Below are 5,209 nucleotides of genomic sequence, written 5' to 3'. Positions count from 1 at the left end.
GGGTCTTCGCCGGGCTTGACCGGGCTGGTGCACGGGGCGCAACCGATCGACGGATAGCCGCGGGCGATCAGCGGGTGCCGCGGCAGGCGGTTGTTGATCATATAGTCCTGCACGTCCTGCGGCGTCCAATGCGCCAGCGGATTGACCTTGATGCGGATGTCGCCTTCGTTCTCGAAGAAATCCAGCGTCGCGCGGGTCTGACCCTGAAAGCGTTTGCGGCCAGTGATCCAGGCGTCGAAATTGCCCAGCGCGCGTTCCAGCGGCTCGGTCTTGCGCAGGTTGCAGCAGGCGTCGGTGTCGGACTGGTGCAGCACGCCATCGGGGTCATGCGCGGCCACGGCTTCGGGGCGGGCGCGGATGACACGCACATCGGTCAGGCCAAGCTGCTGTGCCACATCGGCCTGATAGGCGATGGTTTCTTCGAACAGCATCTGGGTGTCGATAAACAGGATCGGCGTGGCCCGGTCATACAGCGAGATCATGTGCAACAGCACCACCGATTCCGCCCCGAAGGACGAGACCAGCGTGATCCGCCCGACATCGGGATCGGTCAGGGCGCGCTCCAGCACCGATTGCGCGGCATGGTGTTTATACCGCGCATTCAGGTGGTCGACCCGGCCCTGAACGGGCGAGGAAATCAGGTCATGCCGCATGTTTTCGGTCTCCGGCCTCGTCGGGATAAAGCGCGGCCTTGAACGGCTCGGCGCCCAGACGGCGATAGGCTTCGATAAAGGTTTCGCCCGCGGTTTCGCGCAGGTCGAGATAGGCAAGGATCAGACGCTCGATTGCCGGAACGATGGCATCGGCCGAGAACCCCGGCCCTGCCCGTTCGCCAATCGCGGCGTCCTGCGTGGCATCGCCACCCAGAGTGATCTGGTAGTTCTCGACCCCGGCGCGGTCCAGCCCAAGAATGCCGATATGACCGACATGGTGATGGCCGCAGGCGTTGATGCAGCCCGAGATCTTCAGTTTCAGCGGGCCGACCTCGTGCTCCAGCTTCAGTTCGTCGAAACGCTCGGCGATCTGCTGGGCAATCGGGATCGAGCGGGCCGTGGCCAGCGCGCAGTAATCCATGCCCGGGCAGGCGATGATATCCGAGACCAGACCGACATTCGCCGTGGCCAGACCGACCGCCGCCAGACGGGCGTGCAGTTCCGGCAGGTGCGATTTATGCACATGCGGCAGCACGATGTTCTGTTCGTGGCTGACGCGCAGTTCGTCATGGCCGAATTCCTCGGCCAGATCGGCCATCACGCGCATCTGTTCGCTGGTCGCATCGCCGGGGGTCTGGCCATGCGCCTTGAGCGAGATCGTCACGATCGCATAGCCCGGCTGGCGGTGCTCGGCCAGATTGGTATCGACCCACGAGCGGAACACCGGATCGGCCTTGTAAAACGCATCGAAGCCTTCGGTTTCGCCGATCAGGAAGTCGGGCTTGGCAAAGGCCGGCTCGATCTCGGCCAGCAGCGCCTGATCGGCACCGTTGAACAGCGCGCGGCGTTGGGCGAATTCGCCCTCGACCATATCGCGCACGGTCTCAAGGCCGTTCTCATGCACGGTGATCTTGATCCGTGCCTTGTATTTGTTATCGCGGCGGCCCAGCAGGTTGTAGACGCTGACGATGGCCTCAAGATACGGCAGCAGGTCGGCCTTGGGCAGGAAGTCACGAATGACCTTGCCGATCATCGGGGTGCGGCCCAGACCGCCGCCAACGATGACCTCGAACCCGGTCTCGCCCGCGTCATTGCGGATCATGCGCAGACCGATGTCATGCGCCTTGACCACGGCGCGATCATTCGGTGCACCGGTGATGGCGACCTTGAACTTGCGCGGCAGGAACTGGAATTCCGGGTGGTCGGTCGACCACTGGCGGATCAGCTCGGCATAGGCGCGCGGGTCTTCGATTTCATCTGCAGCGGCACCGGCGAAATGGTCGGCGGTCACGTTGCGGATGGTGTTGCCGCTGGTCTGGATCGCATGCATCTCGACATCGGCCAGCGCCGTCAGGATCGCCGGCACGTCGCGCAGTTTCGGCCAGTTGAACTGGATGTTCTGGCGGGTGGTAAAGTGGCCATAGCCCTTGTCATAAGTGTCGGCGATAGTGGCGAACTGGCGCATCTGGCGGCTGTTCAGCGTGCCATAGGGCACCGCGACCCGCAGCATATAAGCGTGCAGTTGCAGATACAGGCCGTTCATCAGGCGCAGCGGGCGGAATTCATCCTCGGACAGCGAGCCGTCGATCCGGCGGGCGACCTGACCGCTGAACTGAGCCACGCGTTCGCGCACAAAGGCTTCGTCGAAGTCGTTATATTTATACATTATGCGGCCTCCACTTGTTTGCCGTGGGCATAGTTCGACGGGCCACGGGTGCGGAACGCCTCGCGGAAATGGGTGGGTTCGGGACCGTTTTCACCGGCCTTGGCATCGACCAGATAGGCGCCGACCACGATATTGCCCTGGCTTTCGGCGGCCAGCAGGCGCAGTTGCGCGTGGGCCTCGTCCTCGATCAGTTCGGCCTCGCACATGCGCCGGGTCCAACGGTCGTCCTCGGTCAGCCAGACGGCATCGCCATCCAGCAGATCATTCGCGGTCACGACTTTCGGAGTAAAACGACGGCTCATAGGGCCAGCTCCTTGGCTTGGAAAATTTCGGATACGGTTTGCAGCGCGGCGCGCGGCGCCAGACCCAGCAGCAGAACGGCGGGGCCATCGACGCCCTCAAGCGCGGTGGGCAGATCGGCCAGCGTGGTGGCAACGACGCGGCTGTCCGCGCGCGAGGCATTTTCCACGATGCTGATTTGCGTCAGCGGGTCGGCGCCGTGCATCATCAGACGGCCCTGAAGGAACCGCGCGCTGCGCTTGCCCATATAGATCGCGGCGACTTCGCCGGTCCGGGCCAGCGTCCGCCAGTCATGTTCGGCAAAACCCTTGATGTCATGGCCGGTCAGGAACCGGACCGCGCCATTGCGTCCGCGCTTGGTCAGCGACTGACCGATCTGAGCAACTGCGGCCGAGGCAGCAGTGATGCCGGGCACGATGCGCCATGCGATGCCGGCCTCGGTCAGGGCGTCCAGCTCCTCGTCCAGACGGCCAAATACGGTGGGATCGCCCGCCTTCAGGCGCACCACATGCGCGCCCGTGCTGGCATGTTCGACCATCAGCGCGTTGATCTGATCTTGCGGCATCGACGGGCCAAAGCCGGTTTTCCCCGCCTCGATAATCACCGCCTCGCGGCGCGCCAGCTCAAGGATTTCAGTCGAGACCAGACGGTCATGGATCACCACATCGGCCTCGTGCAGAACGCGGCGGGCTTTCAGCGTCAGCAGTTCCGGATCGCCCGGACCGGCACCAACCAGATCGACATGACCCGGACGCTTGCCCGCAGCCAGATGATCGGACAGCAGAGTTTCCAAAGCCGGGGCCAGTGCTTCCTGCCCCTGCTCCAGCGCCAGCGGACCGGCGCGGAAATAGTAATCCGACCAAAAGGCGCGGCGGGCGCGGCCCTTGGGCAGTTGCTCGGCCAGCGGGCGGAACGCCCGGCCCAGACGCGCCAGAACGCCGGTCGATTGCGGCAGGCGCTGTTCCAGATCGGCCTTGATCGCGCGGGCCAGAACCGGGGCGGCGCCTTCGGTGCCGATGGCGATGGTCACCGGATCGCGGTCAACGATAGCCGGGGTGATAAAGCCGCTGGCCTCAAGGTTGTCGACGACATTGACCAGCACGCCGGCCTCTTGGCCCAGCCACGCCACATGCGCATCCAGCAGATCGTCCTCATCCGCGGCATACAGCAGCGCGGCACCGGCGACATCGCCAGCCTCAAGCGGGCGGCGGATCAGCGTCAGACGGCCTTGGACGGCCCAGTCCTGAATCTCGGCAGAGGCATCAATCGCATAGACGACGATCCGCGCTTCGGTCTTCAGCAACAGCCGCAGCTTGGCCACGGCTGCGTCACCGCCACCCGAAACCACGATGCGTTTGTCCTGAACCGACAGAAAGATCGGAAAGTGTTTCATCACACGCCTCTTGAATGCATATGCAGAAAATAGTCTATTTTCCCGGTTTTACGCTATACCCTCGGGACGATAAGTCGAAAATTGACCCTCATTCCGAGCTTGCAAGAATATTTTCCCAAAACCGCCGCGCAACAGAACGCTTTGTTTTGGTCCGCCGGTTTCCCCGGCATATCCGTCTTTGCGCAAAATGCAAAACCGCCCGATCCGGGTGGATCGGGCGGCGGTTTTACCCCATTTTCCGGCCTGTCAGATTCGCAACAGCGGCTGTATCAGGCGCGGCAGAAAACTGTTGAATTTCAAAGGCGCGTCGGTGGCCGCCAGACAAATGCACGGCATCCCGGTTCCGGCAATCGGAGTATGTTCAACCGCCTGATCCGCGATCTCGACATCCCCGGCGTCAAAGCGCCCGCTGTCGTCATGGAAGCTGCCTTGCAGCACCAGCGTCAGTTCCAACCCGTTATGGCCGTGATCCGGCACGGCCTCGCCCGCAGGGATGTACAACAGCCGCACGGTTCCGGCGTCCGAGGCATGGATGATCCGCTGCCGGGTGCCCAGCCCCAAGGCCCGCCAGCGCGGCGGCTTGCCGCCCAGCGCCTCGATCACCGGGGCGGGATAGACCCCGATCGGACGCGCGACCGGCGCGGGTTCGGCGTCGTCCAGCCGATCGAACAACGCGTCTTTCAGACCTTCGCTAAGCTGGGTTTCCTCGACCCGCTCCAGCACGACACCGCCCAGCGCCTGTTCGGCCTCAAGATCGGCGCGACAGGCATCGCACATCGACACATGCGCCGCGACCACCAAGGCAAACGGATGCGGCAGCGCGCCTGAGGCATAGGCCGTCAACAGCGGCCGCGAAATATGATGTGTGATCGTCGTCATCGCAGTTCTTTCAGTTCGTGACGCAGCCGCTGCAATCCCAGACGGATGCGGGATTTGATCGTGCCCAGCGGCAGACCGGTCTGCGCCTGTATTTCGGTATGGCTGAGTTCGCCCAGATAGGCCTTTTCAACCATGATGCGCTGATCCTCGGCCAAGGCCGCCAAGGCCCGGCGCAATTTGTCGGCCTCTTGGGTCAACGCAAGCGCCTGTCCGGTATCGTCGGGCGCGGCTTCGGGCGGGGCCAGTTCCTCGGGGACGGGGCGGTTTTCCTTGCGCACCACATCCACCTGCCGGTTGCGGGCGATCTGGTAGATCCAG

Annotated in this window: 6 protein-coding genes; all 6 read right to left on the bottom strand. The window is 63.6% G+C overall.

Features of this window, described 5'->3' with window-relative positions:
• Positions 1 to 653, bottom strand: a 653-nt coding sequence (locus tag ABYW26_RS10090) for a phosphoadenylyl-sulfate reductase (RefSeq protein ID WP_372604712.1), incomplete at its 3' end; no start/stop codon positions are given.
• On the bottom strand, positions 643 to 2,319 hold the full coding sequence (locus tag ABYW26_RS10085) for a nitrite/sulfite reductase (RefSeq protein ID WP_372604711.1): 1,677 nt from the start codon (positions 2,317 to 2,319) through the stop codon (positions 643 to 645). The genes ABYW26_RS10090 and ABYW26_RS10085, both read right to left, overlap by 11 nt.
• The gene (locus ABYW26_RS10080) at positions 2,319 to 2,621 is read right to left on the bottom strand and encodes a DUF2849 domain-containing protein (RefSeq protein WP_372604710.1); all 303 of its coding nucleotides are present in this window, start codon (positions 2,619 to 2,621) and stop codon (positions 2,319 to 2,321) included. Before ABYW26_RS10080 ends, ABYW26_RS10085 begins: the two co-directional genes overlap by 1 nt.
• A complete protein-coding gene (gene cysG, locus ABYW26_RS10075; RefSeq protein ID WP_372604708.1) occupies positions 2,618 to 4,012 on the bottom strand; it encodes a siroheme synthase CysG in 1,395 nt (464 codons plus the stop codon). The genes ABYW26_RS10080 and cysG overlap by 4 nt, the downstream gene beginning before the upstream one ends.
• A gap of 246 nt (positions 4,013 to 4,258) precedes the next feature.
• Entirely contained in the window at positions 4,259 to 4,891 is a 633-nt protein-coding gene (locus tag ABYW26_RS10070; protein ID WP_372604707.1) for a ChrR family anti-sigma-E factor, read from the bottom strand.
• The coding region (locus ABYW26_RS10065) for a sigma factor-like helix-turn-helix DNA-binding protein (protein ID WP_372604706.1) at positions 4,888 to 5,209 on the bottom strand (322 nt) is incomplete at its 5' end. The genes ABYW26_RS10070 and ABYW26_RS10065, both read right to left, overlap by 4 nt.

Origin of the sequence: Actibacterium sp., from assembly GCF_041584535.1 — a bacterium.
Classification (GTDB): domain Bacteria; phylum Pseudomonadota; class Alphaproteobacteria; order Rhodobacterales; family Rhodobacteraceae; genus Actibacterium_D.
The sequence above is the reverse complement of the archived record's forward strand: the minus strand, read 5'-3'. Positions and strand labels throughout refer to the sequence as shown.